Source organism: Stappia sp. TSB10GB4 (assembly GCF_900185745.1).
Classification (GTDB): Bacteria; Pseudomonadota; Alphaproteobacteria; order Rhizobiales; family Stappiaceae; genus Stappia.
In genome coordinates this window covers 1-21535 of sequence record NZ_FYAV01000076.1, presented here as the reverse complement: position 1 = coordinate 21535, position 21535 = coordinate 1, and the positions used below count along the sequence as shown (strand labels likewise).

Here is a 21535-nt window from a genome sequence, read left to right as displayed (position 1 = left end):
GCTCCCGGCGCAGTATCAACTGGCACGCGGCTTGCCATCTCCCCCTCACCGGGCGGGCTTATCCCCGTCCCCGGACACTAGAGCAACGGGAGGAGACGATATGCTCGACAAGACACCGACGGCCCGCGTGCAGGCCTTTCTCGACCGGTTCGGCGGGGCGCTGGAGGCGGGCCGGATCGACGAGGCCGTCACCATGTTCGCCGAGGAGTGCTACTGGCGCGACCTCGTCACATTCACTTGGAATATCAAGACCATAGAGGGTCGCGGCGAGGTCCGCGACATGCTGGAGGCACAGCTTGCCGCCACCAGGCCGACCGCCTGGCAGGTGGCCGAGGGCGAGGAGGCCAGCGAGGCCGACGGCGTCACCCAGGCCTGGATCAGCTTCGAGACCGATGAGGCGCGCGGCTATGGCCTGATCCGCCTCAAGGACGGGCTGATCTGGACGCTGCTGACCACCATGGTCGAGCTGAAGGGGCACGAGGAAAAGGCCGGCTTCTCCCGTCCGCTCGGCGCCAAGCACGGGGTCAATCCCGGCGCCAAGACCTGGAAGGAGGAGCGCGAGGAAGAGGCCGCGACGCTCGGCTATACGAAGCAACCCTATGTGGTGATCATCGGCGGCGGCCAGGGCGGCATCGCCCTCGGCGCAAGGCTGCGGCAGCTCGGCGTGCCGACGATCATCGTCGAGCGCAACGACCGGCCGGGCGATTCCTGGCGCAAGCGCTACAAGTCGCTCTGCCTGCACGATCCGGTCTGGTACGACCACCTGCCCTATATCGATTTCCCGAAGAACTGGCCGGTTTTCGCGCCGAAGGACAAGATCGGCGACTGGCTGGAAATGTACACCAAGGTGATGGAGCTGAACTACTGGACCCGCTCCACCGCCCGCTCGGCGAAATGGGACGAGACCAACAAGGAATGGGTCGTCACCGTCGACCGCGACGGCGAGGAAGTGGTGCTGCGGCCGAAGCAGCTCGTCTTCGCCACCGGCATGTCGGGCAAGGCCAACATCCCGCAGTTCAAGGGCGCGGAGCGCTTTGCCGGCGAGCAGCACCACTCGTCGAAACACCCCGGCCCCGACGGCTACAAGGGCAAGAAGGTCGTCGTCATCGGCTCGAACAACTCGGCCCATGACATCTGCGCCGCGCTCTACGAGGCCGGCGTCGACGTGACCATGGTGCAGCGCTCGACCACCCATATCGTGCGCTCCGATCCGCTGATGGAGCACGGCCTCGGCGCGCTTTATTCCGAGCAGGCGGTGGCGAACGGCATGACGACGGCGAAGGCGGACCTCATCTTCGCCTCGCTCCCCTACCGGATCCTGCACACGTTCCAGAAGCCGATCTACGACAAGATCCGCGAGATCGACGCCGACTTCTATGCGGCGCTGGAAAAGGCCGGCTTCCAGCTCGACTTCGGCCCGGACGGCTCGGGGCTCTTCATGAAGTATCTGCGGCGCGGCTCGGGTTACTACATCGACATCGGCGCTTCGCAACTGATCATCGACGGCAAGATCAAGCTCGCCGCCGGCCAGGTGGAGGAGATCACCGAGACTTCCGTGAAGCTCGACACCGGCGTCGAGATCCCCGCCGACGTCATCGTCTATGCCACCGGCTACGGCTCGATGAACGGCTGGGTCGCCGACCTGATCGACCAGGAGACCGCCGACAAGGTCGGCAAGGTCTGGGGTCTCGGCTCCGACACGCCCAAGGACCCCGGTCCCTGGGAGGGCGAGCAGCGCAACATGTGGAAGCCGACGCAGCAGGAAGCGCTGTGGTTCCACGGCGGCAACCTGCACCAGTCGCGCCACTACTCGCAGTTCCTGTCGCTGCAGTTGAAGGCGCGGATGGAAGGCATCCCGACGCCGATCTACGGGTTGCAACAGGTGCACCACAAGGGCTGAGCCAGCGCCAGCCGACACAGGACCGGGCGGAGCGATCCGCCCGGTTTTGCTTGGTCAAATCCGCTCAGCCGAGCGGCTGGCCGACGTCGATGCGGTTTCCGTCCGGGTCCTCGAAGACGAAGGCGCGAAGGCCGAACTCCTTGTCGCGCAGGCCCTTGACGATGCGCAGGCCCTGCCGGCGGCAGACCTCATGCAGCGCGTCGACATCGCCGACCATCAGATGGGCGACGTTGAACGGCGCGGCGCGGTGGCCGGGCTGCAGGGTCAGGTGAAGCTCTGCCTCGCCCTGCTTGAGAATGACGAAGCCGACGGGATCGCCGTTCTCGAAGGTCTTGGTGAAGCCCAGAACGCCGACATAGAAGTCGAGCGCCCGCGACATATCGCTCACGGGCAAGGTTGCGGCGATCCGGCCGAACCGGATCCCGCCGGGAAGGGGCATGGTCATGCGACTGCCTTGGCTGGCGAAACGCTGCGCCTTTCGGGGACGGTGCCCCGGCCGGTAGCGCCTCGCAGGGAGATGTCAGGACGGTGCCCGGCGCCAGAATGCCCCGGAACGGCCGGGTTGACCAGCGAGAGGGCGTCATCGCTGCACATAAATTGGCGTCCACTCCACCAGCGCGGCCCGGCTCGCCTGCTTTCCAAGAGTTCGGCTTATGCGGTTAAATATTTTTGATATTGCTAAACAACTCTGAAACCAGCCTTTTCCGAAATACCCTAGCGGATTTTCAATCACCCGTTAACCATTTTATAGACATGAATACAATAGATTTTGTAACGTGAGGTTGCAATGTTAACGATACGCACGCGACTTTTAGTAACCCTTGTCACCCTCTTCGCCTGTATTCTGGCAGTGGTAGCGACCGGCTTCTGGGGATCGGATACCGCGGAAAAATCCTTGCGTGAGATCAACGACGAGCGGGTCATACCGTTGCGTGACCTCAAGATCGTTTCCGACATGTACGCCGTCAACGTTGTCGATGCCTCGCACAAGGTTCGCAACGGCAACTGGAGCTGGGACGAAGGCCTGCAGTCGCTTGCCGAAGCCAAGACGGCAATCGAGCGTCATCTTCGAGCCTATCTTTCGGGGACGATTGACGAGGCGGAGCGCCCGCATGTCGATGAGGTGCGCCGTCTGATTGCCGGCGTCGATGCCGCGATCGTCGAGTTGGAAGGCATCCTGGGCGCCAGGAACAGCGCCGGCCTCGACACCTTCGTCAAGGACAAGCTCTACCAGATCATCGATCCCCTGACCGAGGCCATCGGCAAGCTGGTCGATGTGCAGATCGAAGGGGCGACCGAAACGGCGGCGGAGAGCAGCCTGCGGCTGGAGCTCATTCAATGGGTGTCATGGCTGGTGCTGGCCGCCGCCATGGCCATCGTCCTCGGCGCGGGCTGGATGGTGCTGTCGCACGTCACGAGGCCGTTGCGCGCCCTCACCGAAGCGGTCAGAAACCTTGCCGAGGAGCGTTATGACACGCTCGTCCCCGGGCGGGGACGGCGGGATGAGCTGGGCCAGATGGCGGAGGCCATCGACACGTTGCGGGTCGCCGCCATCCAAAGCCAGGATCTCGCCAGGGAGCGCGAGCAGGCGCAGCGCCGCGATCTTGCACGGGCCGAGGCCGTCGGCCGCCATGTCGCCGAGTTCCGCGCGACCGGAGCGAACCTTACCGCAACGCTGAAACAGGCAACCGCCGGCCTGGACGAGACGGCCGGCCAGATGGCGCAGTCGGCATCCGGGACGAAAACGCAGATCGCCGCCACCGCCGCGGCGGCCAACGAGACCTCGCACTCCGTGCAGGGCGTTGCCTCGGCGACCGAGGAACTGTCGATTTCGGCACGCGGGATCAGCGAGCAGGTGGCCAGATCCGCGCAGGCCGCGCGGGTCGCGGTCGAGCAGACGCTCGCCACGGACCAGGCCGTCAAGGCGCTGGCCGAGCGCAGCATGAAGATCAGCGCCGTCGCCGAACTGATCCGCTAGATCGCGGAACAGACCAATCTGCTCGCGCTCAACGCCACCATCGAGGCCGCGCGCGCGGGCGAGGCTGGCCGTGGCTTTGCCGTAGTGGCCCAGGAGGTCAAGGCGCTGGCCGGCCAGACGGCGAAGGCGACCGAGGAGATCGCCCTGCAGAGCGACAGCATCCGGGATGGCACCCAGGAGGCGGTCTCCGCCGTCGAGCAGATCAATGCCGCGATTGCCGATGTCGATACGATCGCGTCGAGCGTTGCCGCCGCCATCGAGGAGCAGCAGGCCGCGACCGGCGAGATCAGCCATGCCGTTGCCTCGGCAGCGAACGGGGCGGGCACCGTCGCCGACAACCTGCGGGCCGTCGATCAGTCCTCGCTGACGGTGGCCAGCGCCTCCGAGGCGGTTCTCGCCGCCAGTTCGGAGATCGGGCAGACCTCGGCGGCGCTCGACGCGGCCATCCAGGCCTTCATCGGCAAGGTCCAGGCGGCATAGGCCGCACCGCGCGCGCCCCATGGGCGCGTGCGCCTCGCAGACAGATGTCAGGACGCTGTCCGGCGCCAGAACGCCCCGGAAAGGCCGGTCGACCAGCCCCGGCGACAGGATTACCGCCTCGGCCGCGTGCGGCTCGCGACCTGCTCTGCCCCTGTCTCGCCGGCCATTTCCTGCAACCTGAGATCGAGCCGGTCTGGCCCGTCGCCGGGTTCGTAGTCGCGGTTTCTGGAAGATTTCAAGGACCATTGCCGCAGGACCATGGCGGTCCAGACAAGTTCCACCTCCGGATGACGGACCAGTTGCTCCCGCAAGTCTTCGATACGCTCCAGCCCTTCGCTCTGGACGAGCAGCGTCATGTCGGTGGTACCGGCTATGGACCAGGCGCCGACCAGTTCGGGCCAGCCACGCACCGCGTCATGAACGCTCTTGCAGAACGGGCGGCGCAGTTTCATGTGGAAGAATGCGGCATCTCCCCGCAGCTTCTCGCCGCCGCTGCCGGCAAGCTTCACGGTGAACCGCTCGATCACGCCGAGATCCAGCAGCCGCTCGATGCGGTTCTTGACAGTCGTGCGCGAAACAGCGAGGCGCGCCGCGAGTTCGGTATGCGATCGCCGGGCATCCTCGCAAAGCAAAGCGACCAGCTTGCGATCAAGTGTCGAAAGATCCGCATCGGACCTGCGTGTTTGAGCCCCTCCCGACACAACGCCCTCCTCAAACCGCAACCGGCAATTGCTCCCACTTTGCAATTCGCAAGAAAATTGTCAAATCGACTTCTGCAATCTTTCGTTTCAACCGGCTAGACATGCAGATCTGTTCCGGGCCAGCCAATGGCCCCCGAAAACCGGAAGCGACCATGACGAGCAGAACCAACCGGATGATCACCCTGTCGACGGAAATCAACCGCTGCCTGTTCGACGAGGACCTTGAGCAGGCTCTGCGGCTGATCGGCGGCGAGATGCAGCGACAGGGACTGGCAGCCTCGCCGGCAACCCTTGCCGAAATCCCCGTCCGCGACGAGGGGATCGCTGAACGCGCGCCCCGCAATCGCTGCCTTGCGGAGTGAGCGCTGCTAGCCCTCCCCCTGTGGAGAAAACACCGCCGTCGCGGCCTTGTCGCGGGCAGTCCGACGATTTTCGGCAAGGGCACAGGGGAAACGTCGAACACCGCTTGACCTTGCCTCGCATGTGATTGATAAGTCTGCCCGCTGGCCTCGTGGCGGAGTGGTGACGCAGCGGATTGCAAATCCGTGCACCCCGGTTCGATTCCGGGCGAGGCCTCCAGCACCCTCCCGTCCGTCCCCGATATAGCTGCCGCCCCCCCTGCGGCTGGCGATGGCGCGTGCTTGTCCCGCGCGTAAAGCCCGCTCTGCCGGCGCGATCTCTTCTCGCGGCTGCATTTTCGTTTTTCCTGTCGCCTTGCCCGTGGTCTATCTGTCATGCAGACGGCAACAACAGGATCACTCACCGGAGGCGGGCGCATGAAGCATGGCGGCGATCTGGGCGGCGCGATGGCCCGGTATGGCGGGCTCGCCGAGGACTGGCTGGACCTGTCGACCGGCATCAATCCGCATGCCTATCCCGTGCCCTCCCTGCCCGCCCGCTGCTGGCAGAACCTGCCCTCGCAGGGCGCGCTCGACCGGCTGCTTGCCGCCGCGCGCAAGGCCTATGAGGTGCCCGCCCACCTGAAGCTCAATGCCGCGCCGGGCACGCAGGCGCTGATCGCCCTGCTGCCGCATGTGCTCCCGCAAGGCGATGTCGTTATCGCCGGGCCGACCTATGGCAGCCACGGGGATAGCTGGCGCCGCGCCGGACGGCGGGTCTGCGAGGTCACCTCGCCGCACGCGGAACTGGCGCCTGAGGTGAAGGTGCTGGTCATCGTCAACCCGAACAATCCGGACGGCCGGCTGGTCGACCCGTCGAGCCTGCGCCACATGGCCGGGCAGATGGCGGAACGCGGCGGCATGCTGGTCGTCGACGAGGCCTTTGCCGACTGCGTGCCGGGCGCCAGCGTGCTGCCGCATCTGGCCGGGCGCCCGGCGCTGGTGCTGCGCTCCTTCGGCAAGTTCTACGGCCTTGCCGGGCTGCGCCTCGGCTTTGCTGCCGGGCCGCAGAACATTGTCGCCGCGCTGCGCGAGCGGCTGGAAAGCTGGGCCGTCTCCGGCCCTGCGATCGAGACCGGCGCGCAGGCGCTCGCCAATGATGCCTGGCGCCGGGCGATGATGGCACAGCTTGCGGACGAAGCCGCCGACCTGACGCTGTCATTGCAGATGAACGGGCTTTCCGTCTTCGGCGGCACGCCGCTCTTCGTGCTGGCGGGCACGCGCGACGCCGCCGGCCTGCACGAGGCGCTCGCCCGCCAGCGGATCTGGACGCGCATCTTCGACTACGCCCCGACCTGGCTGCGCATCGGCCTGCCCGGTGGGCGCGAGGGATTGGCCCGGCTGGAGGCGGCGCTGCAAAACGCCATGGCCGACAGCGGCGTGGCACCGGGACGCTGAAACGATGCTGCTCTTCGCCGACACCGCCTTCCTGCTGCTGCTGGCATTGGCGCTCGATGCGCTGATCGGCGATCCGCGCCGGCTATGGGCAGCGGTGCCGCATCCGGTGGTGCTGATCGGCAAGGTGATCGAGATCGCCGACCAGGATTTCAACGATCCCGCCGCCTCGCCGCGCGCGCGCAAGATCTATGGCGCGGTGTTCCTCGCAAGCCTTGTCGCCTGTTCGCTGCTGGTCGGCGTGCTGATCGAGGTGATCCTGCGCGCATTGCCCTTCGGAGAGATCGGCGTTGCCGTGATCGCGGCGATCTTCATCGCCCAGAAGAGCCTCTACGAACATGTGGCGGCGGTGCGCGACGGCCTGCTGGAGGACGGGCTTGCCGGCGGACGGCGGGCGGTGGCGATGATCGTCGGCCGCGATCCGCAGCAGCTCGACGAGGCCGGCGTTGCCCGCGCGGCCATCGAATCCTGCGCGGAAAACGCCGCCGACGGGGTGACCGCGCCGGCCTTCTGGTTCCTGCTGTTCGGCCTGCCGGGCCTCATCGCCTACAAGGCGGTGAACACGGCGGATTCCATGGTCGGCCACCGGACCGAGCGGCACGAGGCCTTCGGCTGGGCCTCGGCCCGGTTCGACGATCTGGTGAACTGGCCGGCCGCCCGCCTGTGCGGGCTGGCCATGGCGGTGACCGCGCCGCTGAACGGCCGTAGCCTCCAGGAAAGCCTTGCCGTGATGCGGCGGGACGCGCCGAAGCACCGCTCGCCCAATGCCGGCTGGCCGGAGGCGGCGATGGCCGCCGTGCTCGGGCTGGCGCTGGCCGGCCCGCGCGCCTATCCCGGCTATACGGTCGACGATCCGTTCATGAACGAAGGCGGCCGGCGCGAGGCCACCGCCGGCGACATTTCCCGCGCGCTGAAAGTGTTCCGCCAGGCGATGGTGCTGCAGGCGGTCGCGGTCGCGGCCATCGCGCTCGTCCCGCTGTTCCTGTGAGGTCCGCCATGCTTCCCTTCGCCCCCTCCGCCGAGCGCAACAAGGACGCGATCCTCGCGGGGCTCCGTCCCCACCTCGCCCGCTGCCGGCGCGTGTTGGAGATCGGCAGCGGCACCGGCCAGCACGCGGTGCACATGTCTGCGGCCCTGCCGCAGCTTGTCTGGCAGTGCAGCGAGTTGCCCGGCACCGTTTCGGGGCTTGCGGCGCGACTGGAGAGCGAGGGAACGGCACGGACACCGCCGCCGCTCGCCCTCGACGTCGCCGCCCCGCCCTGGCCGCTGCCGGCGGCGGACGCGCCCGATGCCTTCGACGCGGTCTTCACGGCCAACACGCTGCACATCATGTCCTTCGCCCATGTCGGGCAGTTCTTCGCCCGTATCGGCGAGGTGCTGGCGCCGGGCGGCCTGTGCTGTGTCTACGGGCCGATGAAATATGGCGGCGCCTTCACCACAAAGAGCAATGCCGAATTCGACGCGCAATTGCGGGCGCGCGACTCGCTGAGCGGCATTCGCGATTTCGAGGCGCTCGACGAGTTGGCGCAAGCGCAGGGGCTGACCCTGCTGGAAGATCTCGCGATGCCGGCGAACAACCAGTTGCTGATCTGGCGGCGCGCCGGCGGGTAAGGTCACCGCGCGCGGGCGATCTCCAGCAGCGCCTCGATGTCAAGCGAGGCCTCCAGATGCGCGGCCAGCGCGTCGAGCGTGCGGTCGATCTCGCCCTCATAGGCGCGGGTCGAGCCGCTGCCCAGTTCCGCCAGCAGGCCGGCCCGGAACGTGTCGGAGGCAAACAGCCCGTGCACATAGGTGCCGGCGATGCGCCCGTTTGCCGAGACCGCGCCGTCCGGCTCGCCGCCCTCGCTCAGCAGCGCGAAAGGTCGCGCGGTGTCCGGCCCTTGCGTGCGGCCGATATGGATCTCGTAGCCGGCAAGCGCTGTCCCGCTCGCCGCATGGCGGCCCGTCACCTCGACAAGGCGCTTGTCCACTGTTAGCACCGTGTCGACGTCGAGCAGGCCAAGCCCGTCGACGGTGCCGGGCGTGCCCTCGATGCCGTCGGGATCGCTGATCGTCCGCCCCAGCATCTGGTAGCCGCCGCACACGCCCATGACGCGGCCGCCGCGCCGCACATGGGCGGCAAGATCGATGTCCCAGCCCTGCGCGCGGAAGAAGGCGAGATCCCCGACCGTCGACTTGGACCCGGGCAGCAGCACGAGATCCGCATCGCCCGGCAGCGGCCGGCCCGGCCCGACCAGCTCCAGCGTCACGCCCGGCTCCAGCCGCAGCGGATCGAGATCGTCGAAATTGGCGATGCGGCTGATCACCGGCACGGCGATCTTCACCGAGCCGTCGCCGTCGCTTTCCTCCAGCGCCAGCGCATCTTCCGCCGGCAGGCGGTGGGCATCAGCGAACCACGGCACCACGCCGAGCGCGCGCCATCCGGTGCGCGCGGCGATCTCCCGCACGCCGTCGTCGAACAGCGACACATCCCCCCGGAAGCGGTTGACGAGAAAGGCCTTGATGCGGGCCCGCTCGGCCTCGGGCAGGATCGCATGGGTGCCGACGAGGCTGGCGATCACCCCGCCGCGGTCGATGTCGCCGCACAGCGCGACGGGGATATCGGCCGCCTCAGCAAACCCCATATTGGCGATGTCGCCGGCGCGCAGATTGATCTCCGCCGGGCTGCCCGCCCCTTCCACCAGCACCAGGTCCGCGCCCTCGCTGAGCCGTTCGAAACTCTCCAGCACCTTCGGCAGGAGCTCGGCCTTGCGGCTGCCGTACTCGCGCGCGCGCATCGTGCCGGCGCGCCGCCCCTGCACGATGACCTGCGCCCCGACATCCGTCTCGGGCTTCAGGAGCACCGGGTTCATGTGCACCGACAGCGGCACGCGCGCGGCCATCGCCTGCAAGCCTTGCGCCCGGCCGATCTCGCCGCCGTCACTGGTCACGGCCGCGTTGTTCGACATGTTCTGCGGCTTGAACGGCCGCACCTTCAGCCCCCGGTCGGCGAACAGCCGGCACAGCCCGGCCACGACGAGGCTCTTGCCGACATTCGAGCCGGTGCCCTGGATCATCAGGGCGGGGATGCGGCGGCCTGCCGCCATCAGAACTCGATCCCCTCCTGCGGCTTCACGCCGGAGCGGAACGGGTGCTTGACCTGCTCCATCTCGGTGACGAGGTCGGCGATCTCGATCAGCTCGTCCTTGGCGTTGCGGCCGGTGACGACGACATGCACGTCCTCCGGCTTCTCGTCGCGCAGGAAGGCGACGACTTCGTCGATCGGCAGGTAGTCGTAGCGCAGCACGATGTTCAGCTCGTCGCACAGGACGAGGCGATGCTCGCGCGAGCGGATCAGGTCCTTGGCCGCCTCCCAGGCGGCGCGGGCGGCGTCGATGTCGCGTTGGCGGTCCTGGGTCTCCCAGGTAAAGCCCTCGCCCATGCGCTTGATGGTGACGAGGTCGGAGAAGCGCTCCAGCGCCATGCGCTCGCCGGTCTCGATGCGGCCCTTGACGAACTGCACCACGGCGACCTTGTGGCCATGGCCGAGCGAGCGGAACACCATGCCGAAGCCGGCCGTCGACTTGCCCTTGCCCTTGCCGGTATGGACGATCAGGAGTCCCTTCTCGATGGTCTTGGTCGCCATGATCTTGTCGCGCGCGGCCTTCTTCTTGCGCATCTTCTCGGCGTGGCGGGCGTTGAGCTCCTCTTCGCTCATTTCGGCCTTCTTGTCGCTCACGAGGTCGTCTCCCTTTCCTGCCCCTGCGGGGCCTCGATATTCAGCGCGGCGCGCACCGAATTGCGCCGCGGCCGCCACAGGTCGCGCTCGACCGCCTCGCGAAAGCGCGCCTCGATTTCCTCCAGCGCCTTCGGATTGGCCTCGGCCAAAAAGGCGCGGACCTCTCCGTCGTCCAGATAAGCATCATAGAGCTGGTCGAAGTGATGGTCGCCCACCGCATTGGTGGTGGCGGCAAAGGCGAAGAGATAGTCCACCGTCGCGGCGATCTCGAACGCGCCCTTGTAGCCGTGGCGCATGACGCCGGCGATCCACTTCGGATTGGCGGCGCGCGCCCGCACCACCCGGCCGATCTCCTCCGACAGGGTGCGGATCACCGGGCGCTCGGGGCGCGAATGGTCGTTGTGATAGATCTTCGGCGCCGTGCCTTTCAGCGTTTCCACCGTCGCGGCGAGCCCGCCCTCGAACTGGTAGTAGTCGTCGCTGTCGAGCAGGTCGTGCTCGCGGTTGTCCTGGTTGTGCAGCACCGCGTCGACCTGCGACAGGCGCGCGGTCAGGCTGGCGCGCGCGCCCTCGCCCTTCGCCCCGCCGCCATAGGCGTAGGAGCCCCAGGCGAGGAACGCGTCGGCAAAGTCCGCGCGCACCTCCCAGAGGCGCTCGTCGATCAAGGCCTGCAGGCCGGCGCCATAGGCACCGGGCTTCGAGCCGAAGACGCGGTAGAGCGCCTGCCGGCGGGCCTTTTCCGGGGCAAGGCCGTCCGCCTCCAGCCGGGCGGCTTCCTTGCGGGCGCGTGCGGCGAGCGGGTTGGCGTCCTGCGGCTCCTCCAGCGCGGCGATGGCGGCGACCGCCGACTGGAACAGGTCGACCTGATGCGGGAAGGCATCGCGGAAGAAGCCGGAAATGCGCAGCGTGACGTCGACGCGCGGCCGGCCGAGCTCGGCGAGCGAGAGAATATCGAAGCCGGTGACGCGGCCCGAGCCCGCCTCCCATTTCGGCCGGGCGCCGATCAGCGCCAGCGCCTGGGCGATGTCGTCGCCGCCAGTGCGCATGTTGGCCGTGCCCCAGCAGGTCAGAACCACGGCGGTCGGATATTCGCCCTCGTCCTGGAAATGCCGCTCGACCAGCCGCTCGGCGCTGGCCGCGCCGATGCGCCAGGAGGTCTCGGTCGGCACGGCGCGCACGTCGACGGAGTAGAAGTTGCGGCCCGTCGGCAGCACATCGGGGCGCCCGCGCGTCGGCGCGCCGGACGGGCCCGGCGGCACGAAGCGCCCGGCAAGACCGGCAAGAACGCCGGCAGTTTCCGCCTCCCCCGAAGCCGTGACGGCCGGGCGGATGCGGGTCGTAATTTCCTCCAGCACGGCTGCGGTGGCGGCAAAGCCCTCCGGCGCGCGGCCCTCCTCCACCAGTTTTGCCGCCAGCAGTTCCAGCCGCTCCACCGTGTCGCCGCAACTGCGCCAGGGATCGCCGGACACCTCGGCAAGCAGCGCCGGGCGCGGGCCGTCGAAGGGCAGTTCGTAGGCGCAGGCGAGCGGGTCGAAGCCTCCAAGTCCGAGGTCGCGGGCGAGCGCCCGGGTGATGCCCTCATGCGCCGGCCCTTCGCCGCGCGGCACCCGAACCAGCGCCACCAGAAGCGCGGTCAGCAGATCGCCGCCAGGTGCGGCACCCAGCACATGCAGCCCGTCGCGGATCTGCAACTCCTTCAGGTCGCACAGATGCGCGTCGAGCCGGGCAAGCCGCGTCTCCTCGTCCATCTCGCTGGTCAGGCCGATGTCGCGGTCGAGACCGTGCCGCTCCGCCGCCTCGAGAATGTCGCGGGTCAGCGCCTTCAGCCGGCGCGGGTCGACGCCCTGCGCCAGGTAATATTCGTCGAGCAGCACCTCCAGCTCAGCGGCGACGCCGTGGCTTTCGGCCCGCGCCAGCGGCGGCGTCAGGTGGTCGACGATGACCGCCGAAGTGCGGCGCTTGGCCTGTGCCCCCTCGCCCGGATCGTTGACGATGAAGGGATAGATGTTGGGCAGCGACCCGAGCACTGCTTCGGGGAAACAGTCTTCGGACAGCGCCAGCGCCTTGCCCGGTAGCCATTCGAGATTGCCGTGCTTGCCCAGATGCACCACGGCGTGGACACCGAATGTCTCGCGCAACCAGATGTAGAAGGCGAAATAGTGGTGCGGCGGCACCAGGTCCGGGTCGTGATAGGTCGCCTTGGGATCGATATTGTAGCCGCGCGCCGGCTGAATGCCGACGACCGCATTGCCAAAGCGCGTCACGGCGAGGCGGAACGCCCCTTCCTCCACATGCGGATCGTCTTGCGGCCCCCCCCAGCGCGCAGTGACCGCCTCGCGCACCGCCTGCGGCAGCCGGGCGAAGGCAGCGGCATAGTCGGCGAGCGAAAGCTCAGCGCCGCCATGGCGCACGCGGCGGGCGGCGATGTCGTTGGTCGGGCCGTCGCTGATCCGCGCCATCAGTTCGGCAGAGCCCTGCGGCGCGCCGTCGATGCGGTAGCCCTCGGCGGCAAGCCGCTGCAACAGGCGGGCGCAGGAGGCCGGCGTGTCGAGGCCGACGCCATTGGCAAGGCGCCCGTCCTTGTTGGGATAGTTGGCAAGGATCAGCGCCACCTTGCGCTCCGCCGCCGGGGTCGCGGCGAGGCGGGCGATCCGCGCGGCCTGGGCGGCGACGAAGGCCACCCGGTCGGGTTTCGGCACGAAACGCATGGTCGCCGACTGGGTCAGCGGATCGTGCGGCGCCTGCTCCTTGAAGGAGACGGCGCGGGTGAGAATGCGCCCGTCCACCTCCGGCATCACCACATGCATGGCGAGATCGCGGATCGAAAGGCCCTGGTCGGCGTCGCGCCAGCCCTCTTCCGAGGACGAGGAGAACACCACTTGCAGCACCGGCACGCCAGGTGCATCGAGCGGCGTTCCGCTGTGCGCCTCGCCGGCCTTCGACACGGCGAAGGCGGTGGCGTTGAGCACCACGGCGGGCGGCGCCTCGGCGAAGAGCGCGCCGAGGACGGAGGCGGATTCGGCCTCCTTCAGCGAGGAGACGAAGACCGGCAGCGGGTTGATGCCCTCGCCCGCCAGCGCCGCGCACAGGGCCTCGACCGGCGCGGTCGCCGCGCTCTGCATCAGGGCCTTGTAGAAGACGATGGCGGCAACGGGCGCGGCCGGATCGGCCCAGCTCGCCCGCAGGTCGGCGAGCGTCGGGTGCGCACAGCCGGGCAGCAGCAGGCCCGCGCGCGGCAGCGGGCGCGGCGGATCGGGCTCCTGCGCCCCATCCAGCAAATGCGCGGCATAGCGCAGGAAGTTGCGAAGATTTTCCGCCCCGCCTTCGGCGAGATAGCGCCACAGGCGCCTCACCTCGTCGACCGGCAGGGTGGAGCGGGCGGCAAGGTCCGCGTCCCAGCGGTCGTCGCCCGGCATCACCGCCAGATGCAGGCCGTGGCCGCGCGCCGCCTCGGTCAGCCGCTCGACGCCATAGGGCCAGTATTCCGCCCCGCCGAGCAGGCGCAGCACGACGAGCCGGGAGCCCGCCACCGTCTGCTCGGCATAGAGATCGACCGAATAGGGGTGCGACAGGGCCATCAGGTTGGCAAGCCGCAGGCTCGGCTGCCCCGCCCCGCCGCCTGCTGCCACGGCGGCGAGCGAGGCGAGTTCCGTGTCGGCCGCCGACAGCACGACGACATCGGCCGGCGACTGGCCGAGATCGACCGCCTCGTCGCCCTGGTCGATGCGTCCGCTGCGCCCCGCGAGAATATGCATGCCGTCTCCTGCGCCCTGCCTGCCGTATGGATCAGGCGGCGAGCGCGCTGGCGAGCAGACCCTCGACGCGGGCAAGGTCGAAGCCGGCAAGGCCGATCACCACGACCCGGCCAGGGGCGCGTGCGTCGCGCGCGAACCATGCCTCGACGCGCGGGCCGACCGCCTGCACCATCGCCGGCGCGGCCTTGCCCTCGATCCCGACCGCGCCCTTGATGCGCAGCACGCCGGGCACCGCCATGGCGGCGGCGACGCGCGCCTCCAGATCCTTCAGCGAGGCGAGCGGGGCGAGCTCGATCACATGGCTGACGAAGTCGTCGTGGTCGTGATGATGGTGATGGTGGTGGTCATGGTCATGATCATGATCGTCGTGATCGTGGTCGTGGTCGTCGTGGTGATGATGCTCGTGATGGCTCTCGCGCCCGTGCATGTCGTCTTCCGAAGCGCTCATCCGGCCGAGCAGCACGTCGGCGGCGAGCCTGCCCTTTTCCGCCGCGACGATCTCCACCGCCGCGCGCACCCGCCCGGCGACCTCGGCCCGCACCCGCTCCAGCGTCGCCGCATCGACGAGGTCGGCCTTGTTCAGCACCACCAGATCGGCGCAGACGAGCTGGTCCTCGAACAGCTCCTCCACCGGGCTGTCATGGTCCAGCGCCTCGTCGGCGGCGCGCTGCGCGGCCAGCGCCGCCTCGTCGCCGGTCACCCGCCCTTCCGCGACGGCTGCGGCATCCACCACCGTCACCACCGCGTCGACCGTCACGCGGGTCTTGACGCTCGGCCAGGAGAAGGCGCGCACCAGCGGCTGCGGCAGGGCAAGGCCCGAGGTCTCGATGACGATGTGGTCCGGCGCCTCGTCGCGGGCGATCAGCATTTCCATGGTGGGGAGGAAATCGTCGGCGACGGTGCAGCAGATGCAGCCATTGGTCAGCTCCACCACCTCTTCGGCGGCGCAGTCCGGATCGGCGCAGCCGTCGACCAGCGAGCCGTCGAAGCCCATGTCGCCGAACTCGTTGACGATGAGGGCGATGCGCTTGCCCTTCGCCTCGCGCAGCAGGTTGGCGAGCAGCGTCGTCTTGCCGGCGCCGAGGAAGCCGGTGACGATGGTGGCCGGGATCTTGCTGGCGGTGCGGGGCGTGGATGCGGTCATAGGCGGATCTCCGGCTGGAGGTGGGATGGCTTGAGAACGAGCGGCAGGCCGGCGGCGACGAGCACCGCTACATCGGCGAGTTCCGCGATGCGGCGATTGAGGCGACCCTGCTCGTCGCGAAAGCGGCGGGCGAGCGCGTTTTCGGGAACGATGCCCGAGCCGACCTCGTTGGTGACGAGAACGATGGGGCCGGGCGCGGCGCGCAGCGCCTCGGCGAGCCGGGCCGTCTCCGCTTCCGGATCAGCCTCGGCAAAGATCAGATTGCTGAGCCACAGCGTCAGGCAATCGACGAGGATGGCGCGCTGCGCCGTGCTCTCGGCGGCGAGGACGCCGGCAAGATCGCGCGGCTCCTCGATGGTGCGCCAGCCCTCGCCCCGCTGGTTGCGGTGGCGGTCGATGCGCTGGCGCATCTCCTCGTCATGGGGCGTGCAGGTGGCGACATAGACGCACTCGCGCGTCGAGGCGCGCACCAGCCCCTCGGCATAAAGGCTCTTGCCCGAGCGCGCGCCGCCCGTCACCAGCACGGTGCGGGCCGCGACAGGGGCCGGGGCGGTTGGCGAATCGGATGCGCCGCTCACGCGCAAGCCGTCCGGCGGCGGGATATGCCGGGAGGGCTGAAGCGGCGGGCGCCCTTCAACGGGAACATTCTGGCCTCCTGCCGTCCACCCGACGGCGCGTGACGTTTCGGGCCGGGCCCCTTGGCGGGGGCTCGGGTGATCCGGCTCGTCTCCTGGCTCGCGGGTCGCGGCCTTGCCCTGCCCTTCCCGGACCAAACGGCCCAGTGGTTCATGCAGGAAGGCTCGCCGCTCACAGTTGCGGGGGCAGCTACGGATTCGGGAGCCCGACTTGGGTCCTCCCCCACCGTATTCCGACTTTCCCCTTTCATCGGACTTCGTCCGTCAGAAAGGACCGGAAGATCACGACTCATAGCCTGCCGAAGGGCCCCGCGTCCAGCGGCGAGACGGAAAGGCGCGCCGCCCCTTCCCTCGCGGCGGTCTTGGCTGCCCGCGCACCAAAGCCTTGCAGGCCGCGGACCGCCCGCCCCTTGCCCGCTCCCCAACTGTGGAAAAGTTTTGCGACAAAGGGCTTGGCAAGCGGCGGCGCAGTTTGCTATACGCCTGCCACCGACGCGGTGCGGATGCTCCGCGTGTTTCGTGATCCCCGGTAGCTCAGTGGTAGAGCAAGCGGCTGTTAACCGCTTGGTCGCTGGTTCGAATCCGGCCCGGGGAGCCACTTCCTCCATTCTTCCTGAAAATTCTCCAGTCTTCCCGAAAACATGCGTCGCCTGGCGATATCGGATTGCCGTGGCCGAATGGGCTCTAGGCGCGCTCCTTCAGGAAGTCGACAAAGGCGCGCACGCGCGGAATGGTCTGGCGGCCGGGAAGCATCAGGGCGGAGATCGGCTTGGGATCCGCGTCGTGCTGTCCTTTGAACAGTTCGACAAGCTGTCCCTCGGCAAGCGCCTTCCTGCCGAGAAAATCCCCCAAGCGGATGATGCCGACGCCCTCGATCGCCATCTGCAACAGCGTATCGGCGCTGTCCGCGGTGACGCTCCCGCGGACGGGGGTGCGCACCACCGCTCCCTGCTCGATCATCGGCCAATAGGCCTGGTCCGGGAACCCGGTCAGCAACAGGCAGTCGTGGCTCCCCAGGTCCTGGGCGGTCGTCGGTGTGCCGCGCCGTTCCAGATAGGCGGGGCTTGCGGCGATGACGCGGCGGACCGTGCCCAGGCGAGCCGCGATCAACTCGCTGTCGTCCAGCAGGCCGACGCGGATCGTCACGTCGATCTGCTCCTCGAACGGGTCAATGCGGTGGTCGGAAACCGAAACCCCGACCGTCACTGCCGGATGCCGGCGCAGGAACGCCGGCAGCAGCGGCGCCAACCGGTGCCGCGCGAAGGCGGTACCGCAATTGACGCGCAGATGGCCGCGAACCTCGCCGTGCCGGTGCGACAGGTCGACCTCGGCCGCCTCTGCGAGCTTCAGCATGCGGCGAGCATAGCCGATGAAGACGGCGCCCTCCGGCGTGAAGGCAAGCCGACGGGTTGAGCGGTGCACGAGCTTGATGCCGGTGCGCTTCTCCAGGCGCGACACCATGCGGGACACGCCCGACGGCGTCATCCCCGTCTCCTCGGCGACAGCCGCCAGGGTGCCGAGATCGGCCAGCCGCAGGAGCAGGATGACTTCGGGTGCGAGCATGGATCCCTGCTGCATTCGTGACGTAGCGGCACGACAGAGTTGCGGCCGGAGCGGCTGCCTCTGCGGCGCATTCATACTATAGGTTGCACCCATAAAAACCAGTCAACCGCATGCTCCGGCACGCAACCGGCCACCTGGCCGGGCTGCTGGTCACGACTGCACGTGCAAGGCTCCGGACCAGAACGCAACGAAGTATGAGGAGGCGACATGGATACTGCATTGTCCACTGAAGTCGAACGCTTCGAGGCCAGCCCGGCGTCCGGCGGCTTGCCCTATGTGATGCATACCGACAAGTACGGCCTGAACAGCGAGCATTTCAAGGCACTCGCCAGGGGCGAGGTCCGCGTCATCCGGGTTGCGGCCTTTGCGAACGGTCCGTCCTGCGAACTGATCTCTCGGGGGCAGGCCTCCCTCGGTTTCGAGCCCTACATCAACGTCTCGGAGGTCCGCAAGATCGGCATGGCCTTCTACGAGACCGAGCTCAAGCCCGAACTGATCGAGCGCTATTTCGTGGTCGCGCGGGAGCATCTGAACGATTTCCGCAAGGCCTGCGAGCCGTACGGCTCGCCCCTCGACACGCTGCGCGGCATTCTCGACGAGATCTGGCCGGCGGGTGCAAACCTGCAGACGCTGTTCGGCCGCAAGATGTTCGTCGGCCTGTCGCGGATGGTGGAGCCGAACACGACGTTCCTCGCCCACCATGACATCTTCTCCGAGGATGCTCCGGGCATCGAGGAAGCGGAATCGCTGCTCGCCCAGTTCGCCGCCAACATCTACTTCCAGGTGCCCGAAGTGGGCGGCGAACTGCTGATGTGGCATCGCAACATGACGACGGAGGAATTCGACCGCAGGCGCCGGGGCAAATACGGCATCGCCGTAGAGGACCTGCCGACGCCCGACGTCATCGTCAAGCCCGGACGGGGCGACCTGCTGATCTTCGATTCCCGCAAGATCCACGCGGTCGCTTCGCCGCACGATACGGCGCGCATGGCCGTGTCCTTCTTCATCGGCTATCGCGGCGACGACCAGCCGCTCACCTACTGGAGCTGACGCCATGACCCTTGCCCGTCCCGATGTCTCGTCCGCCGCCCCGATCGATCCCGTGCGCGTCGCCCCCACCCTCTCGCTGGACGACGTTCTGGCCCTGATCCGCAACGAGATCCAGGTCCTGCGCGTGCCGGAGTTCATTTCCGCCGAGGCGTGCCGGACCATCTCGCAAGGACTGAAGTCCACCGGCTATAGCGACTATCTCAACGCTCCCAAGGTCGGCCGGATCGGCATGTCCTATTTCGAAACAGGCCGCAAGCCGGAGATCATCGAGCACTATTTCGCCACCGCGCTCGACAATCTCAACCTGCTGCGCAGGGCCTGCGATCCCTATCCCTGCCCGATGGACACATTCCGCTGCGTCATGGACGAGACCTGGGGCGCCGGCTGCACGCTGCAGACGCTCTACGGCCGCAAGATGTTCGTCGGCCTGTCGCGCTGCATGAAGCCGGGCATTCCCCTCAAGGCTCACCACGACATGTTCGGCCGCCATGCCCCCGACACGCCGGAGGCCGCGTCCCTGATCAGCCAGTTCGGCATCAACATCTATGTCGATGTCCCCGAGACGGGTGGCGAACTGGCGATGTGGCAGGACGAACTGTCGGACGCGGAGTTCCTCGATCAGCGCGGCGACGACTATGCGATTCCGCTGGAGAACCTTCCGCCCTGCAACTATTCGGCAAAGCCGGAGAATGGCGACCTGATCCTGTTCAATGCGCGTAAGCTGCATGCGGTGCTGCCCGGCGAGGGCATCGACCGCCTGACGATCTCGGGCTTTCTCGGCTACCGGGGAGACAGGGAGCCGCTGACGGTATGGAGCTGACCCGCCCTGCGGCGAGCAAGGGTCACCTGGGCACTGCCGTCCTGGTGATCTTTGCCGCCGGATACCTGCTGTCCTCGCTGTTGCGCGGCGTCACCGCCGCGCTCGCCCCCATGTTCACCGAGCAGTTCGCCCTGTCCGCCGGCGAACTCGGCTTGCTTGCCGGATCCTATTTCGCCTCTTTCGCGATCCTGCAACTGCCGATGGGGGCCCTGCTCGACCGGTTCGGCGTGCGCGCCGTGTTGGTGGTCTCGCTCGCCATCGCCGCGTTGTCCTGCGTCCTGTTCGCTGTCGCGGACAGTTTCGAAGGCCTGTTCGGAGCGCGGCTGCTCACCGGCGTCGGCGTCAGCGCCTGCCTGATCGCCCCCCTCACGGCCGCCCGCCTGTGGACGACGCCGGCGCTGCAGCAGCGGCTCAACTCGTGGATGCTGATGGCCGGAGCGCTCGGGCTGATCCTCGGCACGCTGCCGTCCGAAAGCCTCGCCACGCGCTTCGGCTGGCCGATGCTATTCCTCGTGCTGGGGGTGCTGTTCGCGGCCGTCGCGCTGCTGGTCGCGCTGCAGGCACCGGGGCATCGCCCGGCCGCCGGGGTGTCGCCGCACGGCATCCTGCGTGGCTATGCGTCGATCGTGCGGACCGCGCATATCTGGCGGATCGGGGCCCTCGGCTTTTTCAACTACGCGATCCTCGTCGCCGTGCAGACCCTGTGGATCGGGCCATGGCTGACGCAAGTCATGGGCGAAAGCCCGCGCGGCGCGGCACTGGAGCTGCTCTACATCAACGTGATCATGCTCTTCGTGTTCCTGGTCATGGGCTATCTGTCGCCGCGATTTCTCGCCAGCGCCGAGGACGGGGAGCAGGTGTTGCGGCGCTGGACGCCGGCCAGCATCGTCCTGCTCGTCGTCATTGCCGCCCTCGGCGCCCGCGCCGACTGGTATCTGTTCGCGCTGTTCTGCGTCGCCGCCTGGCCGCTCTCGGTGACGCATCCGCTCGTCGGCCAGAGGTCGCAGCCCGCCGAGGCCGGGCGCGCCATCGCCTTCTTCAACCTGCTGCTGTTCGTCGGCGTGTTCCTGTGGCAATGGGGCTTCGGCGCCCTGGTGTCCGCCCTCGCCCCGGAAGTCGGCGTCGAGGCTGCCTATCGGCTCGCGGTCGGCGCGCTGGCCGCCCTGTCCCTTGCCGGCTATCTGGTGTTTGTCACCGGCGCGCGGGTCGTCACCATCCGTGCGCAGGACGCACGCCCGGCCGCCTCCCCGGTCAAGGACCGGTCCTGATCGGGCGGCGGAGGTCTTGCGTTCGCCTCACCCCTCCCGGTTCAGCCGCCAGATCGAGAAGTTCAGTGCGACGGCGAAGGTGACCCAGGCGAGATAGGGCACCAGCAGCAGCGCCGCGAGCATGTGCACCGGCCAGAACAGCAGGATCGTCGCGACGATCGACAGCCACACCAGCACGATGTCGATCATGCCGAGATCCGGGCGGTGCAGGCCGAAGAACAGCGGCGTCCAGGCGCCGTTGAGCACAAGCTGGACGCCGTAGACGGCGAGCGGCAGCGCCGCGCCGGCAAAGCCCGCCTCGCGCCAGACCAGCCAGCCGGACACCGCGATCATCACGTAGAGCACCGTCCAGACCGGCGGGAACAGCCGGTTGGGCGGGCGCCAGGCCGGCTTTTTCAGCCGCTCGTACCATTCACCGGGGCGGAACAGCGCGCCGGTCAGGGCGGCAAGGAAACAGGCTGCCAGAAACCCCAGCAGAGCCGGCAGGGTGGACATGTCCATGAGCTTTGCCTCGACATTTCACGAAGTACGGCGCTGGGGAGCGGGCCCCCATGCCAGGTCAGCGCCCTGCAGGTTCCCCGTCCGATCAAGTTTCGCTTTTCACTTAGAGGCCGTTTGGAAAATCGCGGACAGGGGTTTTTCGTTGAGGCGCTTTGTGATTCAAGCTCTGAATGTGGACAGAGCAGAGTCGTGGCCGGATGGCCAAGATCGCCAAGAAGACCAAGCGCTA

At 68.0% G+C, this 21535-nt stretch carries 17 protein-coding genes, 2 tRNA genes, 2 pseudogenes and 1 riboswitch; of the genes and pseudogenes, 12 read left to right on the top strand and 9 right to left on the bottom strand.

Going from position 1 to position 21535, the window contains the following annotated elements:
• Positions 1-100: 100 nt before the first annotated feature.
• Positions 101-1900: an NAD(P)/FAD-dependent oxidoreductase gene (locus TSB10GB4_RS21780; protein ID WP_186397453.1), complete on the top strand. Its 1800-nt coding sequence runs from the start codon at positions 101-103 to the stop codon at positions 1898-1900.
• A 64-nt stretch (positions 1901-1964) separates the two neighbouring features.
• On the opposite strand, the gene TSB10GB4_RS21775 is transcribed toward TSB10GB4_RS21780, so the two are convergent.
• Entirely contained in the window at positions 1965-2345 is a 381-nt protein-coding gene (locus tag TSB10GB4_RS21775) for a glyoxalase superfamily protein (RefSeq protein WP_186389820.1), read from the bottom strand.
• 342 nt (positions 2346-2687) lie between these two features.
• Between TSB10GB4_RS21775 and TSB10GB4_RS24080 the strand changes: the two are divergent.
• Together TSB10GB4_RS24080 and TSB10GB4_RS21765 are read left to right on the top strand one after the other, a co-directional pair.
• Positions 2688-3431: pseudogene (locus TSB10GB4_RS24080) on the top strand (HAMP domain-containing protein); the annotation flags it as partial.
• A gap of 438 nt (positions 3432-3869) precedes the next feature.
• Positions 3870-4358 (top strand): annotated as a pseudogene (locus TSB10GB4_RS21765) (methyl-accepting chemotaxis protein); the annotation flags it as partial.
• 110 nt (positions 4359-4468) lie between these two features.
• On the opposite strand, the gene TSB10GB4_RS21760 reads toward TSB10GB4_RS21765, so the two are convergent.
• The gene (locus tag TSB10GB4_RS21760) at positions 4469-5080 is read right to left on the bottom strand and encodes an Lrp/AsnC family transcriptional regulator (protein WP_186397451.1); all 612 of its coding nucleotides are present in this window, start codon (positions 5078-5080) and stop codon (positions 4469-4471) included.
• 131 nt (positions 5081-5211) lie between these two features.
• Here TSB10GB4_RS21760 and TSB10GB4_RS21755 point away from each other — a divergent pair, with 131 nt between their 5' ends.
• The 5 genes from TSB10GB4_RS21755 (at position 5212) to TSB10GB4_RS21735 (ending at position 8463) form a co-directional block, all read left to right on the top strand.
• On the top strand, positions 5212-5421 hold the full coding sequence (locus tag TSB10GB4_RS21755; protein ID WP_186397450.1) for a hypothetical protein: 210 nt from the start codon (positions 5212-5214) through the stop codon (positions 5419-5421).
• Between the two features lie 143 nt (positions 5422-5564).
• A tRNA-Cys gene (locus tag TSB10GB4_RS21750) sits at positions 5565-5638 on the top strand.
• 197 nt (positions 5639-5835) lie between these two features.
• Complete coding sequence (cobD, locus tag TSB10GB4_RS21745) at positions 5836-6855, top strand: threonine-phosphate decarboxylase CobD (protein ID WP_186397449.1); 1020 nt, start codon at positions 5836-5838, stop codon at positions 6853-6855.
• A 4-nt stretch (positions 6856-6859) separates the two neighbouring features.
• Positions 6860-7840 carry an adenosylcobinamide-phosphate synthase CbiB gene (gene cbiB / locus TSB10GB4_RS21740; protein WP_186397448.1) on the top strand — a complete coding sequence of 327 codons (981 nt, stop codon included), beginning with the start codon at positions 6860-6862 and terminating at the stop codon, positions 7838-7840.
• An 8-nt stretch (positions 7841-7848) separates the two neighbouring features.
• On the top strand, positions 7849-8463 hold the full coding sequence (locus TSB10GB4_RS21735) for a DUF938 domain-containing protein (protein ID WP_186397447.1): 615 nt from the start codon (positions 7849-7851) through the stop codon (positions 8461-8463).
• A gap of 2 nt (positions 8464-8465) precedes the next feature.
• Here the strand turns inward: TSB10GB4_RS21735 and TSB10GB4_RS21730 are convergent, their stop codons facing one another.
• The 5 genes from TSB10GB4_RS21730 to cobU are packed head-to-tail and all read right to left on the bottom strand — an operon-like array spanning position 8466 to position 16047.
• A complete protein-coding gene (locus tag TSB10GB4_RS21730; protein WP_244571002.1) occupies positions 8466-9938 on the bottom strand; it encodes a cobyric acid synthase in 1473 nt (490 codons plus the stop codon).
• Complete coding sequence (gene cobO, locus TSB10GB4_RS21725; protein ID WP_186397464.1) at positions 9938-10549, bottom strand: cob(I)yrinic acid a,c-diamide adenosyltransferase; 612 nt, start codon at positions 10547-10549, stop codon at positions 9938-9940. The genes TSB10GB4_RS21730 and cobO overlap by 1 nt, the downstream gene beginning before the upstream one ends.
• A gap of 17 nt (positions 10550-10566) precedes the next feature.
• Positions 10567-14325, bottom strand: coding sequence for a cobaltochelatase subunit CobN (cobN, locus tag TSB10GB4_RS21720; RefSeq protein WP_186397446.1), 3759 nt, complete (start codon positions 14323-14325; stop codon positions 10567-10569).
• 31 nt (positions 14326-14356) lie between these two features.
• Positions 14357-15469, bottom strand: coding sequence for a cobalamin biosynthesis protein CobW (gene cobW / locus TSB10GB4_RS21715; protein WP_186397445.1), 1113 nt, complete (start codon positions 15467-15469; stop codon positions 14357-14359).
• Entirely contained in the window at positions 15466-16047 is a 582-nt protein-coding gene (gene cobU, locus TSB10GB4_RS21710; RefSeq protein WP_186397444.1) for a bifunctional adenosylcobinamide kinase/adenosylcobinamide-phosphate guanylyltransferase, read from the bottom strand. Before cobU ends, cobW begins: the two co-directional genes overlap by 4 nt.
• Before the next feature lie 124 nt (positions 16048-16171).
• Positions 16172-16398, bottom strand: a riboswitch (cobalamin riboswitch).
• A 229-nt stretch (positions 16399-16627) separates the two neighbouring features.
• Here cobU and TSB10GB4_RS21705 point away from each other — a divergent pair.
• A tRNA-Asn gene (locus TSB10GB4_RS21705) sits at positions 16628-16702 on the top strand.
• An 86-nt stretch (positions 16703-16788) separates the two neighbouring features.
• On the opposite strand, the gene TSB10GB4_RS21700 is transcribed toward TSB10GB4_RS21705, so the two are convergent.
• Positions 16789-17667 carry a LysR family transcriptional regulator gene (locus tag TSB10GB4_RS21700; RefSeq protein ID WP_186397443.1) on the bottom strand — a complete coding sequence of 293 codons (879 nt, stop codon included), beginning with the start codon at positions 17665-17667 and terminating at the stop codon, positions 16789-16791.
• Positions 17668-17874: 207 nt separating this feature from the next.
• On the opposite strand from TSB10GB4_RS21700, the gene TSB10GB4_RS21695 reads away from it, so the two are divergent.
• From TSB10GB4_RS21695 to TSB10GB4_RS21685, 3 genes are read left to right on the top strand one after another with little or no spacing between them, the layout of a single operon-like run.
• Entirely contained in the window at positions 17875-18717 is an 843-nt protein-coding gene (locus TSB10GB4_RS21695; protein ID WP_186397442.1) for a 2OG-Fe(II) oxygenase, read from the top strand.
• Between the two features lie 4 nt (positions 18718-18721).
• Entirely contained in the window at positions 18722-19537 is an 816-nt protein-coding gene (locus tag TSB10GB4_RS21690; RefSeq protein WP_186389830.1) for a 2OG-Fe(II) oxygenase, read from the top strand.
• Positions 19528-20805 (top strand): MFS transporter, encoded by a 1278-nt coding sequence (locus TSB10GB4_RS21685; protein WP_186397441.1) that lies wholly within the window; start codon positions 19528-19530, stop codon positions 20803-20805. The genes TSB10GB4_RS21690 and TSB10GB4_RS21685 overlap by 10 nt, the downstream gene beginning before the upstream one ends.
• Positions 20806-20832: 27 nt before the next feature.
• On the opposite strand, the gene TSB10GB4_RS21680 is transcribed toward TSB10GB4_RS21685, so the two are convergent.
• Positions 20833-21306, bottom strand: coding sequence for a TspO/MBR family protein (locus TSB10GB4_RS21680; RefSeq protein ID WP_186397440.1), 474 nt, complete (start codon positions 21304-21306; stop codon positions 20833-20835).
• Between the last annotated feature and the right edge of the window lie 229 nt (positions 21307-21535).

Bases quoted from the DNA above. Each gene is read 5' to 3' on its own strand.
- TSB10GB4_RS21780 (WP_186397453.1), top strand. From the start codon at position 101: ATGCTCGACAAGACACCGACGGCCCGCGTGCAGGCCTTTCTCGACCGG.
- TSB10GB4_RS21775 (WP_186389820.1), bottom strand. From the start codon at position 2,345: ATGACCATGCCCCTTCCCGGCGGGATCCGGTTCGGCCGGATCGCCGCA.
- TSB10GB4_RS21755 (WP_186397450.1), top strand. From the start codon at position 5,212: ATGACGAGCAGAACCAACCGGATGATCACCCTGTCGACGGAAATCAAC.
- cobD (WP_186397449.1), top strand. From the start codon at position 5,836: ATGAAGCATGGCGGCGATCTGGGCGGCGCGATGGCCCGGTATGGCGGG.
- cbiB (WP_186397448.1), top strand. From the start codon at position 6,860: ATGCTGCTCTTCGCCGACACCGCCTTCCTGCTGCTGCTGGCATTGGCG.
- TSB10GB4_RS21735 (WP_186397447.1), top strand. From the start codon at position 7,849: ATGCTTCCCTTCGCCCCCTCCGCCGAGCGCAACAAGGACGCGATCCTC.
- TSB10GB4_RS21730 (WP_244571002.1), bottom strand. From the start codon at position 9,938: ATGGCGGCAGGCCGCCGCATCCCCGCCCTGATGATCCAGGGCACCGGC.
- cobO (WP_186397464.1), bottom strand. From the start codon at position 10,549: ATGAGCGAAGAGGAGCTCAACGCCCGCCACGCCGAGAAGATGCGCAAG.
- cobN (WP_186397446.1), bottom strand. From the start codon at position 14,325: ATGCATATTCTCGCGGGGCGCAGCGGACGCATCGACCAGGGCGACGAG.
- cobW (WP_186397445.1), bottom strand. From the start codon at position 15,469: ATGACCGCATCCACGCCCCGCACCGCCAGCAAGATCCCGGCCACCATC.
- TSB10GB4_RS21700 (WP_186397443.1), bottom strand. From the start codon at position 17,667: ATGCTCGCACCCGAAGTCATCCTGCTCCTGCGGCTGGCCGATCTCGGC.
- TSB10GB4_RS21695 (WP_186397442.1), top strand. From the start codon at position 17,875: ATGGATACTGCATTGTCCACTGAAGTCGAACGCTTCGAGGCCAGCCCG.
- TSB10GB4_RS21690 (WP_186389830.1), top strand. From the start codon at position 18,722: ATGACCCTTGCCCGTCCCGATGTCTCGTCCGCCGCCCCGATCGATCCC.
- TSB10GB4_RS21685 (WP_186397441.1), top strand. From the start codon at position 19,528: ATGGAGCTGACCCGCCCTGCGGCGAGCAAGGGTCACCTGGGCACTGCC.
- TSB10GB4_RS21680 (WP_186397440.1), bottom strand. From the start codon at position 21,306: ATGGACATGTCCACCCTGCCGGCTCTGCTGGGGTTTCTGGCAGCCTGT.